This window comes from Azonexus sp. IMCC34842, from assembly GCF_050368855.1.
GTDB classification, from domain to species: domain Bacteria; phylum Pseudomonadota; class Gammaproteobacteria; order Burkholderiales; family Rhodocyclaceae; genus Azonexus; species Azonexus denitrificans_A.
The window spans coordinates 1,537,759-1,553,988 of record NZ_CP178449.1; the positions used below are offsets into that span (position 1 = coordinate 1,537,759).

Annotated in this window: 14 protein-coding genes; 5 read left to right on the forward strand and 9 right to left on the reverse strand. The window is 63.4% G+C overall.

The features are described from left to right. The first annotated feature begins 6 nt into the window (after nucleotides 1–6). Both galE and galU read left to right on the forward strand, forming a co-directional pair. Nucleotides 7–1,020 (forward strand): UDP-glucose 4-epimerase GalE, encoded by a 1,014-nt coding sequence (galE, locus tag ACLIKD_RS07350; protein WP_428827783.1) that lies wholly within the window; start codon nucleotides 7–9, stop codon nucleotides 1,018–1,020. A gap of 26 nt (nucleotides 1,021–1,046) precedes the next feature. Continuing rightward, nucleotides 1,047–1,949, forward strand: coding sequence for a UTP--glucose-1-phosphate uridylyltransferase GalU (gene galU, locus ACLIKD_RS07355; protein WP_226419552.1), 903 nt, complete (start codon nucleotides 1,047–1,049; stop codon nucleotides 1,947–1,949). Here galU and ACLIKD_RS07360 read toward each other — a convergent pair. From ACLIKD_RS07360 to ACLIKD_RS07370, 3 genes are read right to left on the reverse strand one after another with little or no spacing between them, the layout of a single operon-like run. Then, complete coding sequence (locus ACLIKD_RS07360) at nucleotides 1,946–2,689, reverse strand: hypothetical protein (protein WP_428827784.1); 744 nt, start codon at nucleotides 2,687–2,689, stop codon at nucleotides 1,946–1,948. The two genes, galU and ACLIKD_RS07360, sit on opposite strands and share 4 nt — an antisense overlap. A gap of 60 nt (nucleotides 2,690–2,749) precedes the next feature. Beyond that, nucleotides 2,750–3,025 carry a hypothetical protein gene (locus tag ACLIKD_RS07365; RefSeq protein ID WP_428827785.1) on the reverse strand — a complete coding sequence of 92 codons (276 nt, stop codon included), beginning with the start codon at nucleotides 3,023–3,025 and terminating at the stop codon, nucleotides 2,750–2,752. 15 nt (nucleotides 3,026–3,040) lie between these two features. Next, entirely contained in the window at nucleotides 3,041–3,649 is a 609-nt protein-coding gene (locus tag ACLIKD_RS07370) for a DUF2076 domain-containing protein (protein WP_428827786.1), read from the reverse strand. Between the two features lie 69 nt (nucleotides 3,650–3,718). On the opposite strand from ACLIKD_RS07370, the gene ACLIKD_RS07375 reads away from it, so the two are divergent. Further along, nucleotides 3,719–4,897: an AI-2E family transporter gene (locus ACLIKD_RS07375; protein WP_428827787.1), complete on the forward strand. Its 1,179-nt coding sequence runs from the start codon at nucleotides 3,719–3,721 to the stop codon at nucleotides 4,895–4,897. A gap of 275 nt (nucleotides 4,898–5,172) precedes the next feature. Beyond that, nucleotides 5,173–5,775, forward strand: a complete 603-nt coding sequence (locus ACLIKD_RS07380; RefSeq protein ID WP_428827788.1) for a hypothetical protein — start codon at nucleotides 5,173–5,175, stop codon at nucleotides 5,773–5,775. Between the two features lie 66 nt (nucleotides 5,776–5,841). Here ACLIKD_RS07380 and ACLIKD_RS07385 read toward each other — a convergent pair whose 3' ends face one another. The 6 genes from ACLIKD_RS07385 to ACLIKD_RS07410 all read right to left on the reverse strand — a co-directional run bounded on the left by ACLIKD_RS07385 (nucleotide 5,842) and on the right by ACLIKD_RS07410 (nucleotide 15,275). Then, nucleotides 5,842–6,276 carry a PEP-CTERM sorting domain-containing protein gene (locus tag ACLIKD_RS07385; RefSeq protein ID WP_428827789.1) on the reverse strand — a complete coding sequence of 145 codons (435 nt, stop codon included), beginning with the start codon at nucleotides 6,274–6,276 and terminating at the stop codon, nucleotides 5,842–5,844. 103 nt (nucleotides 6,277–6,379) lie between these two features. Beyond that, nucleotides 6,380–6,742, reverse strand: coding sequence for a hypothetical protein (locus ACLIKD_RS07390; RefSeq protein WP_428827790.1), 363 nt, complete (start codon nucleotides 6,740–6,742; stop codon nucleotides 6,380–6,382). Between the two features lie 30 nt (nucleotides 6,743–6,772). Next, a complete protein-coding gene (locus ACLIKD_RS07395; protein WP_428827791.1) occupies nucleotides 6,773–8,944 on the reverse strand; it encodes a putative bifunctional diguanylate cyclase/phosphodiesterase in 2,172 nt (723 codons plus the stop codon). A 248-nt stretch (nucleotides 8,945–9,192) separates the two neighbouring features. After that, the gene (locus tag ACLIKD_RS07400; RefSeq protein WP_428827792.1) at nucleotides 9,193–12,318 is read right to left on the reverse strand and encodes an ExeM/NucH family extracellular endonuclease; all 3,126 of its coding nucleotides are present in this window, start codon (nucleotides 12,316–12,318) and stop codon (nucleotides 9,193–9,195) included. Nucleotides 12,319–12,426: 108 nt separating this feature from the next. Next, nucleotides 12,427–12,939, reverse strand: a complete 513-nt coding sequence (locus tag ACLIKD_RS07405) for a PEP-CTERM sorting domain-containing protein (RefSeq protein ID WP_428827793.1) — start codon at nucleotides 12,937–12,939, stop codon at nucleotides 12,427–12,429. Nucleotides 12,940–12,968: 29 nt separating this feature from the next. Continuing rightward, nucleotides 12,969–15,275 (reverse strand): 5'-nucleotidase C-terminal domain-containing protein, encoded by a 2,307-nt coding sequence (locus ACLIKD_RS07410; protein ID WP_428827794.1) that lies wholly within the window; start codon nucleotides 15,273–15,275, stop codon nucleotides 12,969–12,971. Between the two features lie 290 nt (nucleotides 15,276–15,565). On the opposite strand from ACLIKD_RS07410, the gene ACLIKD_RS07415 reads away from it, so the two are divergent. Further along, the gene (locus tag ACLIKD_RS07415; protein WP_428827795.1) at nucleotides 15,566–16,225 is read left to right on the forward strand and encodes a BON domain-containing protein; all 660 of its coding nucleotides are present in this window, start codon (nucleotides 15,566–15,568) and stop codon (nucleotides 16,223–16,225) included. The last annotated feature ends 5 nt before the right edge of the window (nucleotides 16,226–16,230 follow it).

Consider the following 16,230-nt stretch of genomic DNA (forward strand, 5'->3'; position numbering starts at 1 on the left):
ATCTGTATGAAGCTGCTGATCACTGGTGGCGCCGGCTATATCGGCAGCCACGCTTGTGTCGAGTGCATGGCGGCCGGCTACGAGCCGGTCGTCGTCGATAATTTTTCCAACAGCCATCCGGAGGCGCTGCGCCGTGTTGCCGAACTGGCCGGCCGCCCGGTCGTGCTGGTCGAGGGCGATGTGCGCGACCGCGCCTTGCTGCGCAGCGTCTTCACTGCCCACGAGATCGGCGCGGTGGTCCATTTCGCCGGGCTGAAAGCGGTCGGCGAGTCGGTCGCCAAACCGCTCGATTATTACGACAACAACGTCTCCGGCAGCCTGGTGCTGTTCGAAACCATGGCCGAGTTCGGCGTCAAGTCGCTGGTCTTCAGTTCGTCGGCAACGGTCTATGGCGATCCGCATACCGTGCCGATCGGCGAGGATTTTCCGCTTTCGGCGACCAATCCCTATGGCCGCAGCAAGCTGATGATCGAAGAGATCTTGCGTGATCTGAGCGCTGCCGACCCGGCCTGGCGGATCATCACGCTGCGCTACTTCAATCCGGTCGGCGCCCATGCCAGCGGGCGTATTGGTGAAGACCCCGAAGGCATCCCGAACAATCTGCTGCCCTATGTCAGTCAGGTTGCGGTGGGGCGTCTGCCCGAGCTGCGCATTTTCGGCAACGACTACCCGACGCCGGACGGGACCGGGGTGCGCGACTACATCCATGTCGTCGATCTGGCGCAGGCCCATGTCGCGGCGCTGAACGCGCTGCCGTCGCGGGCCGGGCTGCTGGCCGTCAATGTCGGGACGGGGCAGGGCTACAGCGTGCTCGACATGGTTTCCGCCTTTGCCCGGGCAAGCGGCCAGGCCGTGCCCTATCGCATCGACGGGCGCCGGCCCGGCGATATTGCCGCCTGCTATGCCGATCCCTCGCTGGCCGCAGCCAGTCTGGACTGGCAAGCGACGCGCGATATCGCAACGATGTGCCGCGATGCCTGGAACTGGCAGCAGAACAACCCGCGTGGTTACAAATCCTGATCGTTCAACCAGATACTGGAAATATCATGAAAAAAATCACCAAGGCAGTCTTCCCCGTGGCTGGCATGGGCACCCGTTTTCTGCCGGCGACCAAGGCCAGCCCGAAGGAAATGCTGCCGATTGTCGACAAGCCGCTGATCCAGTACGCCGTGGAAGAAGCCGCTGCGGCCGGTATCACCGACATGATCTTCGTCACCGGCCGGAGCAAGCGGGCGATTGAAGACCATTTCGATAAGGCTTACGAGCTGGAAAGCGAACTGGCCTTGAAGCAGAAAACCGCGATGCTGGAATTCGTCCGCAACCTGCTGCCGAAGAACATCAACTGCATCTACATCCGCCAGCCCGAAGCGCTCGGCCTCGGCCATGCCGTGCTGTGTGCCAAGCCTGTGATCGGCAACGAGCCGTTTGCCGTGCTGCTGGCCGACGACCTGCTCGACGGCGAAGTGCCGGTGATGAAGCAGATGACCGATACCTACGACTACTACCGCTGCTCGGTGCTCGGCGTTCAGGACGTGCCGCGCGCCGAGACCAAGAGCTACGGCATCGTCGCCGCCAGCCCGGTGGCCGAACGCCTGGAAAGCATCCGCGCCATCGTCGAGAAACCGAAGCCCGAAGACGCGCCATCGACGCTGGCGGTGGTCGGCCGCTACATCCTGACGCCGCGCATCTTCCACCATCTGGAAAACGTCACTCCGGGCAGCGGCGGCGAGATCCAGCTTACCGACGGCATCGCCGCGCTGCTTGGCGAAGAGCAGGTGTTGGCCTATCGCTATGCCGGAACCCGCTACGACTGCGGTTCCAAGCTCGGCTATCTGAAAGCGACCGTCGTTTTCGGCCGGCGGCATCCCGAGGTCGGCGCGGGGTTTTCCGAATATCTGGATTCGTTCCATCCGGCGTTGCCGGTCGGGTTAGCTGAAATCAAGGATTAGAAGCGCAAGCCGAGCGACAGCCGGGTTTGGTCGTCGGCGGTGAAATTGACTTTTCGATCGCGGGCCAGACGCACAAAAACCGATTGATAGTCGTAAGTTACCGAAACGGCCTTGCCCGAGACGCTATCGTCTTCCGCGCTTGCCCGGCCGTGCTTGCTCGACAGATCAAGTGTCAGCCGCTGGTGTTCGGCCGGCAGGTAGCGCCAGACGGCATGCGTCACCATCTGGCCGGTATGCAGCCGATTGTCCTTGACGGTGAATAGGGACAGCATGCTCTTGGGCAACAATCGGGTACCCAGGCCGTAGGTAATCGAATCGTTCGGGTCGAAATTCAGGTTGTAATAGTCCTTGGCATTCGTTCTGCCGAAACCGACAAGGGCAAATATCGCCTGACCGACTTCGGCATTCAGCGAGCCGCCGGCAAACCCGTGGCTGGCCAATTGCAGGGACGGCACGATCTTCCCGAATGGCGTCTCGGCGGTGAACTCATAGCCGGTTCGCGTTTGCTCGAACTCGTTGCCGCGCCGGTAGTAGCCCAGCCAAACCGCGTGCGGACCGGAGTCGGCCCGTAGGTTGAGGTCGCTCGCTCCGGTCTGATGAGCCGTCGCATAGTAGGAGGGCGTCAGTTTGAAATCCCACGCCGCATCGCCGACATCCTCGGCTGCGCCGGGGCGTGCCGGATCGGCCAGCGCCAGCGCGGCGGGTCCGAGTAAAAGCCAAAAGAACAGGATTCGTTTCATTGCGTCAGGGCCTCGACGGCACGGCGGGGAAACCGACAAATGCTTTCGGCTGGCCAGCTGTCAGAGTCGTGTCCGATGCTCCTCGGTCTGGCCACAGCCCGGGTCAGCCATGACCGGCCCGGCCACGAAGGCGCCCAAACCAACGGCGAGCAGAATTGACCGGAGCGCTTTGCGGTATGAATTCGTGCTCGTCTTGTCCGGCTTGGCTGTCGTGTTTGAAACGATGCTCCGATGTCTGGCCGCATCAGGATCGTCGTCGAGCGCCAGATAGGCCCGCGAGGTGGCGAGGAAGGCCTGGATGATTGCGGCCTGCGGGGGATTTTCAGTTTGAGTCATCGGGGGCTCCCTAGATTAAATCCAGTCAGTGTCTCCGTCGCTGACGTCCAGCGCGCTCAGGTCGTCGAGCGAAGAACTGCCGGTATCCATGAAATTGTTGGCTGTCGTGTTTTCAGCCGGCACCTTCGGCGTCAGATTGCCGGTATCCGAAAGAGGGCTGGCATGGTTGTTGTGGCTGCCCATCAGGTGCTCGATCCCCTGGAACAGAAAGGAACCGGCGACTACGCCGGCGGCGGTGGAGGCCACTGTGCCGAGCAGTCCGGAACCCCACGACGAAGCGGCCGGGGAGGGTGCCGGGCCAGGCGCGGCGGGGGCATATGGGGCGGCCGTCTGGGCGACCGGGCGTTGCGCTGCCGAGTTGCCCCAGGCGCCATTGGCATCAAGAAAACTGCCGGACGGTTCGCGGTGGCTATCCTGTGTCTTCAGTTTTGCCAGCTCGGCCTGGGCGGCTTGCAGTGCTTGATCAAGCAGCAGGCAGCGCTGGACCAGAAGGTAGTGCGCATCGGGCTGATTTCGGCAGGCTTCCAGGATGATTCGTTCGGCCTCGGCATCTTTGCTGCCGATCTGGGCCTGAACCAGTTGTTGCAGAAAACTGTTGAGCTGCTGTTGTTCGTTAGTGTTCAAGGCGGACCTCCGTTGGGGAAAAATCGGAGCCTATATTGGCGTCAACAAGGGGCGAAGTACGTATGACCATTGAAACGCTTTGTATCGGAATGTTGCGGCAAAGTCGTCGCGCCGGATATCTCTTTGGAATTGCCGGTGGCGGTCGTTTTATTGCTGATTTTCCGGCTGGGTTACAGGCTGCTACAGCGCAGATGGTTTGTCGCGATAAGCTGGGCGGATTTGGTCACTATCGAGCTTCCATCCATGAAATCCGTTCCTGTGCAAATTTCCAGCTACGCCGTTGCGGTGGTGCTGCTGGTCGCCAGTATTCATCTGAATCTGGTTTCGGCGCTGTTTGCCGGCATGCTGGTCTTTACGCTCATCGACAAACTCTCGCCCTTGCTCTCCCGACTGTTTGCCGGGCGGGCGGCGCAGATTGCGGCGACCGCCATTGTTGCCGCAATCGCCGTGACGGCCGTCAGCGTCGGCGCATTTGCCTTGCTGTTCTATCTGAAGAACGGCGAATCGACCGGGGTGCCGCAGTTGTGGATCAAGCTGGCGGAAATCATCGAAGGCGCCAACACGATATTGCCCCTGTGGGTGGTCGAGCGCCTGCCCGGATCGGCCGATGACTGGAAAACGATAGTCGTCTCCTGGCTGCACACCCATAGCGCCGAGATTCAGGGCGCCGGCAAGGAAATCGGCGTGGCTTTCGTGCATGTCCTGATCGGAGGCATTCTCGGCGCCATGATCGCTGTTGGCAGCACCTGCGAAAAGCCGGACCGCAAACCGCTGGCCGCCGCGCTGCATGAACGGGTCGGCATTTTTTACAACGCCTTCCAGCGGGTGGTGATCGGGCAGGGCAAGATTTCGCTGATCAACACCAGCATTACCGCCGTCTATCTGGCGATCGTTCTGCCGGCGGCTGGCATTCACCTGCCCTTCATCAAGACCATTCTGGTCATCACGCTGATCGTCGGGATTCTGCCGGTGGTCGGAAACCTGATTTCGAACACGGTGATCGTCGTCGTCAGCGCATCCTTTTCGTTCAATGCTGCCCTGGCTTCGCTGGCTTTTCTGGTGGCGCTGCACAAGGGCGAGTATTTTCTCTCGGCGAAGATTCTTGGGCAGCAGATCAATGCCCGAGCCTGGGAAATGCTCCTTGCCATGCTCTTGATGGAGGCTGCCTTTGGCGTGCCGGGGATTGCTGTGGCGCCGGTGTTCTACGCCTATGTCAAAGCCGAGTTGATGCGGCTTGAATTGATTTAGCCGGCGATTCCTGCTCCGGGCTAATAATCGCCAAGCAACCAGGCCATCGCCCAGCTATTTTCAAAAAAGTCGTCGATTATTTTTTCCAAGTCGATCAGCTTCATGATGGGTTGATCCTTGATCCGGTTGATGGCGGGAACGATATCAAGGGATTGTTAAGCCTCTCTTTCAGCTTGATTACCGAATGGTTGAACGGTTTTTGATTTGCGGTGCTGGAAAATCGGTATAAACAATATATACTGTTTGTACCGTTTTAACCATTTTAGGAGTGGGTCATGAGCAAAGCAGCTGGCGTGGCAGTACAGAAAGTCGTGGCGGAAGTCGCCCCCGTCGCAGAAACTCCGGTCAAGGCTGTGCCAGCCAAACCGGTAGTCGAAGCCGCTGCGGCGAAGCTTCCCGCCGCGCAGGCCGTGGTCAAGAAGGCTGTGGCAAATAAAGTGGTGGCCAAGAAAGCGGTGCCGGCCAAGCCAGTCGCCAAGGCAGCTGCCACGCCCGCGGCTCCGGCCGCCAAGCCGGCGAGCAAGCCGGTTGCCAAGCCGGTTGCCAAGCCGGTCAGCAAGGCGAAAGCCAAGCCGGCTGCGAAGAGCGTTGCGGCCAGTGCCGAACCGGTCGTCCCGGCTAAGTCGGGCAAGGAAGTCAAGGCCAAGAAAGTCGCCGTGAAGAAGCCGAAGCTGGTGCGGGACAGTTTCACCTTCCCGGAGAACGATTACGCGCAGCTTGCCGCGCTCAAGCAACGGGCCCTGAGTGCCGGGCACGAGATCAAGAAGAGTGAATTGCTGCGCGCCGGTCTGGCTGCCCTGGTGGCGATGTCCGATGCGTCGCTGCTCAAGGCATTGACCGCCGTCGAGCGGATCAAGACCGGGCGCCCGTCGAAATAAGACGCGGCGCCTTGTCGGCGCCGATGGTCAGGAAGCCCCCAGTTTTGGATGGGGGCTTTTTTTCGTTCAGCGGGCGTTGCGGCGACGGGCGATGAAGCCCATCAGGGCAAGGCCGGCGAGCAGCATGGCGTAGTTCTTCGGCTCGGGAACGGCGGCCATCACCAGGTCGGGCAATCCGCTGTTCGGCTGCGCGACGCTGATGCCAGTAGAACTGCCGATACTTATTGTGCCGCCACGGTTGGTGATCGGTATCGACACGGGCCGTACCGGTTCGATAACGAGTGGCGCAGGTTCGGTAAGCTGCAATGATCCCCCCTCGCTGAGACTGATATTTCCGGCGACAAGCTCGATTTTTCCACTCAGCTCTCTGCTGCGACTTGCCGCCAGATCCAGGGGGCGGTCAGCGCTGAGTTCGATATTTCCTCCGGCGGCCAGCGATATATCAGCCTGGGCCTGTCCGGCGACTAACAGGATGGCGATAGCGAAGAAGGATAAGCGCATGTTGTTCTTCCGGTGAGTTTGGCAGGCCTGCCGATGGCTGATTATGGCAATAGAATATTTCGTGCCGGTGAAGGCCGCTTGGCTCCAATATGGGCCGATCGGACTATTCGCCGGTAGCCGGCCGGTTGCCCGGTGAGCCATGGCGCAGCGCCGTGGGCAGCGCGTCGGGCCGGCGGTAACGGGCGAGCGTTTCGCTGTGCTCCAGCCACAGACGGCGCAGGCCTGCGAAGCCGAGGTCTTCGCTGCTGCAGGTTTCCAGCCGGAACAGCAAGATCAGCATGGCGCGCAGTTCCTGGCCGGTTTCGGCTGCGCCCTGTGGCGCCGGCTGGGCGCCGTCGAGAAAGCGGCGGACCGCCGACTTGTCGCTCAAGTCGAGGCCGCATGGCGGGGCGAGGCGTGCGATCAGTCGGCGCAAGGCCTGGAGGTCTTCCGGGTTGTGTTCCGGTCCGAAGCTGGAGAGGCTCATATTCACCCTTTCGCTAGATGGCGCCCGCCCTCAGAAGACTGGGCTGGCAGTGAGAAATTCTTCCAGGCGGCCAACCGGCAAGGGATGGCTGAAGTGGTAGCCCTGCATCTGATCGCAGCCGAGGTCGGCCAGCGCCTTAAGCTGGGCGGGGGTCTCGACCCCTTCGGCGAGGACGCCGAGATCGAAGCTTTGGGCAAGGCCCATGATGGCGTGCACAATCGCCCCGGAACCATGTGCCGAGCTGAGATCGCGGACGAAGGACTGATCCACCTTGATGCTGTTTACCGAAAAGCGGCGCAAGTAATTGAGCGACGAATAGCGGGTACCGAAATCGTCGATCGAGATCCGGATACCGGCCCGGCGTAACTGGCGCACTTTGGCGATCACCGTTTCGGCATCCTTCATCAGCAGGCTCTCGGTGATTTCGATTTCCAGCGATTCCGGCGGCAAGCCATGTTCGCCCATCGGGCCGGTAATCCGCTCGAACAAGTCGCTGCGCTCGAACTCGCGGGGTGACAGATTGATGCCCAGTTTCAGATCGGTAAAGCCCTGGCGCTGCAACTTCGCCAACTGCGCGCAACCGGTCTGCAGCACCCAGTCGCTGATCGCGACGATCATGCCGGTTTCCTCGGCCAACGGGATGAACGAATCCGGACTGATCAATCCCTGGGTCGGATGATTCCAGCGGATCAGCGCCTCGAGTCCGACCACCCGGCGCCGGGACAAACTGATCTGTGGCTGGTAATGCAGCTCGAACTGATCGCCCTGCTTGATGGCCAGACGCAGATCGTTTTCCAGCGACAGCCGTTCGACATGCGTCGTGTTCATCGCCGGATTGAATTCGAGGTAACCGTTCTTGCCCTGTGCCTTGGTCTGGTACATCGCAATGTCGGCGTTGCGAATCAGCTCCTCCGGCGTCACGCCGTCTTCCGGGAACATCGCAATGCCGATGCTGACCGTGGCGGTGAAATCCTGATCGGCGACGGTGAACGGCTGTTTCAGCGCATTGAGCATCTTGCGCGCAATCAGGCTGGCATCGTCATGACCGCCAATGTCGGGCAGCAGCACGGTGAATTCATCGCCGCCCTGGCGGGCCAGCGTGTCGCCGGAACGCAGGCAGTTGCGGGTGCGCAGGGCGAAATCCTTCAATAATTTGTCACCTGCAGGATGGCCGTAGGTGTCGTTGATCAGCTTGAAGCGATCGATATCGAGAAACATCACCCCGACCCGCTGATGGCGCCTTTTGGCCTGGGTCAGTGCCAGTTCCAGCCGGTCGGTGAACAGCGTGCGGTTGGGCAGACCAGTGAGCAGGTCATGGAAGGCCTGGAAAGCGATGGTCTCCTCAATCCGCTTGCGTTCGGTGATGTCGCGCGCGACGCCGGAGGTGCCCATATAGAACGCCGGCGACGCCGATTTTTCGGGGGCATAGACGCCTTGCGAGCTGAGGATCACGACGACCAGCCGCGGCTCGCCTGGGTGGGCGTCGGTCGGTTTTGCCTTGAGCCGGACTTCGAAGTTTTTGGTCGCACGCTCACCGATGCGCCGTTCGTTGAAGGCGTAGCGGGCTTGCTCGATATCGCCCTCATGGACGATGACCGAATAGTGCCGGCCGAGCAGTTCATCGCGGCGATAGCCGAGCAGCGTTTCGACCCGCTGGTTGAGAAAAATGAAATGGCCGCTCTCGTCGAGGGTGTAGATCAGGTCGGGCGACTGTTCGACCAGGAAACGATGCAGGCTCTCGGACTGCTCCAGTTGGCCGGCCATCGCCGCGTGCTCCTGTTCCATCCGGCGTTGGCGCAAGGCGCGGTCGACGCTTTCGATCAGCTCGCCGGGGTCGCTGTGTTTGCGGACGAATTCGAAGGCGCCCTGGCGCAGGGCGTGGATCGCCGAGTCGATGGCGCGATCGGCGCTGAAGACGATAACGGCGGTCGAAATGAAATTCCTTGCCATCCACTCCATGATTTGACTGCCGCCGATGTCGGGCAATTTGAGGTCGAGGACGACGACATCGATGTCGGCACCGGCCAGCCGCTGGATGGCTTCGGCGCCGGTGCCGCATTCCTCGATCGTCCGGCCGGCCCCGGCCAGCAGTTCGCGATAGGCGTTACGGAAACGGGGTTCGTCATCGACGATCAGGATGCGCTGGCCGGCAAAAGTCTTCGGAATGCGCATCAAGGCATTGATGCTGGCAGCCACATTCATTTTTTGTGCATTCCGGAAAGCAGTCTCAAGGTGTTATCGCTGGTCGCGCATGTTGGGTCTTGTCCCGGCGGGCTGCGGCGACAAGCTTTTGATGCGAGCGACGGCCTGCCAGTTTAGGTTGGCGGCGTTACCGCTATCACTTCCGATATAGTCGCCAATATGCGCCGAACGGACTAGTCGGCGGTTGGCGGCTGAAATAAAACGGGGAGGCCATGCCTCCCCGTTGTGCTGCCGATTTACCGCCTGCTTCAGAACACGAAATTGCCCGGGATCGCCACCGCGCAGCTTTGGTTCTTGAGCAGTACGAGGCTGCGGCTGGCCGACGGACCGGCGCCATCGGTATCGATGCCGATCAGCGCATCGCTGCCGGTCGCCTTGCAGGTGACGTAGCCATCGGCGAGCGGTGCGTTGCTGGCGATGCCGGCCGACTGCAGCACCTGGGTCAGCACGATACGGTCGATGCCCGGCTGGAAGTCGGTGATCGTATCGGTACCGTCGCGCAGGCTGGTGAACACGAACTGGTCGGCCCCCGCCCCGCCGGTCAGGGTATCGGCCCCGATGCCGCCGCTGATCACGTCGTCGCCGGCGCTGCCGACCAGGGTGTCGCGACCGGCCGTGCCGGAGATCGACTTGAACAGATTCAGGCCAATCACCACCGGGTCGTGGTCGGATGAGCGATAGGCCGTGCTGGTGTAGTAGTCCGGGCCGCAAGTGGCGCAGGCCGGCTGCTTGAACTCCAGGTTGTAGTCGATGATGGCCGGTTCATCGGCATTGATCCGCCAATGCGCCGCCCCGGCGATCTGGGCGCTCAGGCTGGGCGTGGCCAGGGCGTGGTCGAGGTAGCCGGATTCGCCGTCGAAAACGTAGGAATAGCCGAGGTTCTCAAAGCGGGCGACCTGGTCGACATAGCCGTTGGCGGTGAAGTCGAGAATCGGGTCTTCCTTGCCGTAGGCGTTCAGGTCGCCGATGACGATCACGTCGGCATCGCCGCTGCTCGCCTGCAGACCCTGGATATAGCTGCGCAGCGCCTGGGCCTGCTCGACCCGACGGGTATTCCAGCAGCCCTGGCCGTCGCCCTGATCGGTATCGGAGCCGGAAGTCGGGCAGCTGCTCTTCGACTTGAAGTGATTGACCACGACGCTGAATTTCTCGCCGTTGGCGGCGGCGAAGGTCTGGACCAGCGGCGGGCGGTTGTGGATGGCGTTGGTGTCGCTGACCGCGCCGCCGACTGGCGACAGCTTGGCCGGCTTGTAGATCATCGCGACGCGGATCGCATCGGTCCCGCTGCCGCCGCTCGGCAGGGTGACGCTGGCGTAGGTGCCGGCGCCCATGGCGGCATTGAGCGCGGCGACCAGATCGAGGACCGCGGTGTTGCCGTTGTTCTCGATCTCCATCAGGCCGACGACATCGCCATTCAACGCCTTGATCGCATTGACGATCTTGGCCTTCTGGCGGGCGAACTCGGCGGCACTGTCGGCGCCGCGGCAATCGCTGCGGGTGCCGCCGGGGTAGCAGGAGGCGCCGCTCTGGTCGATGGTCGTGAAGTAGTTCAGCACGTTGAAGCTGGCCACCTTGATGTTGCCGCCCACCGCATCCGGCACGGCCGTGCGCGGGTTATCGCGGGTGATCGTCGGGGCGACGCTCGGATGGATGCGGAAGTCGCTGAGGCCGGCCGTATCGCTGGTCGCCAGGCCGTAATCGATGACGCCGGTGATGCCGTTGATCGTGTCGCCGGCCCGCACCGTGTTGTCGGCGGCCAGATACGGGGTCGGATTGACGTTTTGCAGGCTGCTGCCGTCATCGAGCAGGATGCGGCGGCGGGCGTTTTCGTCGGCCATGGCGATGGCTTCGGCGCTGCCGGCCGGGTAGCGGTTGGTCGGCTTTTCGAGGCGGCCGCCGGCAGCCAGGGTGAGCTGGCCGTAGCGGCCGAGGAAATAGTTCTGGCTGACGGTCAGCGTGTTGTCGATGTGCACCAGCATGCCTTCGTAACGCTCCAGGTCGCCTTCGACGGCCTCGGGCAGCGTAATCGTCCGCGGCGTGATCGTATGGCCGGCGCTCTGCACGCTGACGGTCGGGCTGGTCAGTTCGGTCAGCGGGTTGGCGACCGCCATGGCGCCGGAACCGACGGCGAATTCACTGACCGTCGCGGCAACGCGGACCAGGTCGCCGAGGCTGACGGTCGGCAGGCTGCCGGTGTAAACGAAGATGCCGTCCGAGGTCGTTTCGTCGTCGTCGCCGCTGGCGTCCTGCATGAAGAAACCGCTGTTGTTGATCTTGGTCACCACGCCCTGGGTGGTCACGCTCTGCCCGGCGAAGGGGCTGCTCGGACCGTTGCCCTGGATGCTGTAGATCGGCGTCAGGCCGGCTACCGCGATGTCGACGGTGCAACTCGCCGTCTGCGTTTCATCATTGGCAAAATTGACGACGACGGCATAGTTGCCGGCGCCGACGCTGCTCGCCACGTTGAGCGTGACCGTTGCCGTGCCGCCATCGGCGCCGGCTGCCACCAGGCCGCTGAGCGAGAAGCCGGCCGGCGTGCCGGCGGCGAGGCTGGCCGCATTGACGCGGCTGTCGGCATCGCTGGCGCTCAGCGGGAAGCTGCCGGCGCTGCCCTGATTGACGCTGCCGGCCAGGCAGGTCGGCATGATCGGCTGGTTCACCGCACCGAGCGAGGCGCCGCTGACCGCAATGTCGTCGATGCCGACCCACTCGTCGTTGCCGACGGCGTTGCTGGTGATGATGCGCAACTGCAGCTGCGCCTGGTTGTCGGCGGCGGCCGGCAGGGTGACGGCAACCGGCGTCGTCTTGCTCGCCGTGCCGGCCTCGGTCGCGTCGGCCACGTAGGCGGCCGGGACGTTGACGAAATTGCCGCTGTTGCCGATGCGGTACTGCAGCGCAACTTGCTGGACGGCGTTATCGGCGGAAGCGTCGAGGTCGCGGACGCTGTAGGCCACCTGGATGTTCTGGAAACCCGCGGTATTCAGGTGCAGCAGGATGAACGGCGCATCGGCGGTGCCCGATCCGGTCAGCGCGATGGTCGGGTCGGTGAGGTGGAATTCGGCGACGCCGCCGGTCGAAAAGGTGTTCGGCGCAGTCTGGTTGGCATTGACGTCGAGCACCATCGAGCCGGGCGCGACGATGCCCTGTGGATCGGTGCCGGTCGAACCGGTCAGGTCGTCGCCGCGGTAACCGAGGATGCCGGGGACGCCATCCCAGTTGTCGCTGGTCGTGATCAGGCCGATGTTCGACCAGTTCTGGCTGAAGGGCAGCGTTTGATAGACGCCATCGGCCAGCGCGGGAAGGCTGGCGAGCAGCAGGCTGGCGGCGATGATGCGGCGGGTGAAGCGGGGCGGGGCGGTGGGACGGGTTTTCATGGTCTTCGAATCTCGAAAAATGGGCGGCACGGGGGCCGGCCGGCAAATCGGGAAAATGGCTCCCGAAGGAGCCATTTCGTCAGTCAGACAGAGCGCAGGGCCGGGAGATCAGACCTTCTTCTCTCGGCGGCGGGCCAGTGCGCCCATCAGGCCAAGACCGGCGAGCAGCAGGGCGTAGGACTCGGGTTCCGGAACCGCGGCGTAGATCACGCTGCCGGCGCCGGAGCCGCCGATCGCCGAGGTGTCGTAAGCGATGAAGGCTTCGCTGGCGTTTTCATAGCCGGCGACCAGCGAGAACTTCGGTTCGCTGCTCTCGACCGAAAAGGAAAGGCCGAGGAAGTTGCCGTTGAAATAGCCCACTTCGGCCGGTGCGGCAGCATCGCTCAGCGTGAAGTGGTTGCCGAGGAAGCTGAAGCTCAGATTGCCGACGCCCAGCCACTCGGAGCCGAGGTTGGTGAGGGCGGCATCGTCGAAACTGAAGCTGCCGGCGTATGACTGGCCGCTGAAAATGCCGGAGTCGAGCGTGCCGCTGAAGATGTAATTCTGCGTGACGGCCTGGGCGGCGGGAAGGGTGGCGAGCAGCAGGGCGGCCAGCGCGGTGGTGCGGAAGAACTTTTGCATGGTAAATCTCCTTATTCAGATGGGGTTGGTTACAGGCCGAGGTCGCGGGCCGGGGCGATTTGCTTGGCGGTCAGGCCTTTCAGCGTGACCAGCGGGCGGGCGGCCAGCGGGCCGTTGCCGTCCGTGTCGATCTGCAGGCTGACGCCGCCGGTGACATCGACGATGCGCACGTAGCCGTCGGCGAAAGCCGTCGCCTGGCTGGCGCCGATGCCGGCCAGCAGGGCGCTGAGGTCGATGCTGTCGGCGTAGGGCGTGAAGTCGGTGATGGTGTCGCCGGCATCGCGCAGGCTGGTATAGACGAACTTGTCGCCGCCGGCGCCGCCGGTCAGCGTGTCGGCCCCGAGGCCGCCGATGATGGTGTCGTCGCCGGCCGTGCCGACGATCACGTCGCGGCCGGCCGTACCGGTCTTGGTGACGCCCGGCAGGGCGACGGCGATGGCCAGGTCGGTCAGGCGGCCATGCCGGTCATAGGCGTTTTCCAGACCGTACATGTTGCTGGTGACTGCGTCGCCGTCCGCCGCACCGGTGCGCCGCAGGCCGCCTTCGGCCTTCGGCGTGGTGATGAAGCTGGCCAGCGCTTCCTGATAGGTGACGGTGTTGACCGCATTCTCGAAAGCAACGCCGTTGGCGGCGAAGGGATAGCCGTCGCCGCCGGCCGCCGTGAAGTCGATGGTGGCGAAGGAGAAGGTCCGGGTCGGATTGACCACGACGCCATCCTTGACCAGCACGGTGCCGTCGTCGAGCACGATGCTGCGGATGCGGTCGCCGCTGCCGACGTTGGCGGCGACGCTGCTGCGGGCGGTGCGCGTGGTGTCGAAGGTCACCTTGATGCCGGAAACCTGGGCGAAACGGCCTTGCGCCGAACCGGTCGGGGTCGAGGCGGCGACCGAGTGTTCGAGCAGGTCCTTCAATTGGCTGGCATTCATCACCGGGGCGCGCTTGACCAGATTGGTGAAGGGCAGCACGTTGAAGGTATCGCCGACCGACAGGTTGCCGGGGCCGGCGATATTGGTACGGATGCCGCCGCCGTTCTGGATGGCGACATCGGCCTTGCCGGCGAAGCGCATGGCATCGGCCACCAGATCGCCGAGGCCGGTTTCGGCATTGCGCACGCCGGCGGTGAAGGTGCAGGGCAGGGCGGCGCAGGCGACGTGGGTCGGGCCGTTGAGCTTGACCGCGGTGGTCCCGATGATCTGGGCGTTGAGCGCCGCGATGAAGCTGTTGACCGGGGCGACGACGCTGGCGGCGATGACCGGCTCGCCGGCCACCTTGTCGGCATCGGCGGCGGCGCCGGAAACGCGCAGCATGCGGGTGCTGTCGATGCTGGTCAGCGCGCCGGTGCTGTCGTCGAGGGTGGCATTCACTTCGCCGACGTAGCGGTTGCCGAAGTGGCCGGTGACGATGGCGACCGGCTTGGCGGCGGCATCGTTGGCGTAGATCGGATGGGTGTTGAAGGTCGGGGCGACGCCGCCGTTGATCAGCAGGTCGTCGGGGTCGGCCATCAGTTCATGGCCGCCGCCGGAGATCACCAGGTCGACGCCGGTCAGCCCGGGCACCATGACATTGCGCTCGTTGGCGACGTTCTGCAGGTGGCTCATGACGATCACCGCGCTGACGCCGTGCTGGTTGCGCAGGGCGTTGATCTCGCCCTGAAGCAGCGGCAGGATGGCCTGCAGGTTCTGCAGTTCCGTGGCGTTGGCATCATAGGCCAGCATGCTGTCGGCGGCTGGCGAGGAAATGGTCGGCAGCAGCGGGGTGGTCGCGCCGACGATGCCGATCTTCTTGCCGCCGGTCGTCGTCACGATCTTCGACGGGGCGACCTTGCCGGCGGCAGCCAGCGCGGCGAATTCCGGCGTCGCGGTGAAATCGAGATTGGCCGACAGGTAGGTGGTGCCGGACACTTCGGCGAAGCGGGCGGCCACCGTCGGGCCGAGGTCGAATTCGTGATTGCCGAAGACCGCCGCATCGAAGCCGATCCGGCGCAGGGCGATGCTGTCGTAGAAGTCCTGGCCGCCATCGGCATGGGCTGTGGCGAGATTGACGAAGCTGGCGTTCAGGCGCGGGCCGGGCAGGAAGGCATCGCCGGCATTCAGCTTGAGTACCGAGCGGCCGGCCGCCGTGGCGCTTGCCGCGGCATTGGCCATGACGGTCGCCAGGCGGTCGATGCCGCCATAGTAGGAAATGGCTTGCGAGGCGTTGTCGCGCAGGTTGCCCTGGGCGGAAAGCAGCCAGCTTTCCTGGTCGCCGACATGCAACACGGTAATTCCTTCGGCGGCGGCCAGGCCGGGAATGGCCAGCGCCAGGGCGAGAATGATGGGTTTCAACGAAGTACGCATCGATGGATCTCCAGGAAACAGTGAATCCCCCGTCGGGCGGGGATGACGAATTGCGAATTGGTTGGCGGCCGCGCAACAGGAAAGGCGAGGCTGCCGGGAAACGAGAGTGGTCGGCCGGTTCGATCCAGCGTTGCGGCACGATAGGCGAGTGACATGAAAATTGGTCGAGCCGCAACCTAGTCCGTTCGGCTTAGCGGCTGCTTGCCGGATGTGGGCGGCAGTCAACAAGGTGTAATGCCGGGGGCCGAGAATGCCCTGCATCGTTCACTAATTTTTCCGGAAAACCAGTCATGCCAAACGTCAGAAATGTGCTCGTCGCCGCGCTTGTCGGCCTCTTTCCACTGTTGCAGGGCTGCGTCCCGGCGCTGCTCGCCACCGGCGCCGCCGTCACCGTGCTGAGCGCCCACGACCGCCGGTCGACCGGCACCCAGGCCGACGACGAAACGTCGGAATGGAAAGGCAGCAACCGGATGCCGGCGCCTTACCGGAATTCGACCCATGTCAATTTCACCGCCTTCAACCGGGTCATGCTGCTCACCGGCGAAGTGTCCGACGACGAGGCGCGGCAGGCGATCGGGGCGATGGCCGAGAAGATCGAAGGCATCCGCAAGGTCCATAACGAACTGGTGGTCGGCCCGCTGGCGGCGTTTTCCTCGCGCTCCAACGACGCCTTCGTGTCGTCCAAATTCCGCACCCGGCTGGTCGAGTCGAATCAGCTGTCGGTCAATCACATCAAGGCGATTACCGAAAACGGCACGTTGTTCCTGATGGGCCTGGTCAACGAGCAGGAGGCCAGGGTGGCCGTCGCCATCGCCCGCACCACCGACGGCGTGCGCAAGGTGGTCAATGTGCTGGAAATCATCCCGGAGCGGGAAACCCGCCAGCTGGACAATACCCTGCTCGGCGCCCGCACGCCGCCGGCCCAGACGGCGCCGGTCGAAGCGCGCTGAGTCCG